1 protein-coding gene is annotated in these 278 nt (G+C 71.2%); it reads right to left on the bottom strand.

The annotated features are described in order from the left end of the window. Nucleotides 1-278: proton-conducting transporter membrane subunit (locus tag EN804_RS36990; protein ID WP_135922474.1), on the bottom strand; the 278-nt coding region annotated here is incomplete at both ends.

The raw sequence follows: 278 nt of genomic DNA, 5'->3' as shown, positions 1-278 counted from the left end.
GGTAGGCCGAGACCGGGGTCGGCGCGGCCATCGCGTGTGGCAGCCAGAAGTGGAACGGGAACTGCGCGCTCTTGGTGAAGATGCCGGCCAGTACCAGGAACAGCGCGTACGGGTACAGCGCGCTGGCGCGGATCTGCTCGCCGGCGGCCAGCACCACGTCCAGGTCGAAGCTGCCGACGATGCGGCCGATCAGCAGTACGCCACCGAGCAGCGCAAGGCCGCCGCCGCCGGTGATCACCAGCGCCATGCGCGCGCCTTCGCGCGCGTCCTGACGGTGC

Source organism: Mesorhizobium sp. M8A.F.Ca.ET.161.01.1.1 (assembly GCF_004792105.1).
Lineage (GTDB): Bacteria > Pseudomonadota > Alphaproteobacteria > Rhizobiales > Rhizobiaceae > Mesorhizobium.
Note: the sequence above shows the minus strand (reverse complement) of the source record. Positions and strands in the feature narration are given on the sequence as shown.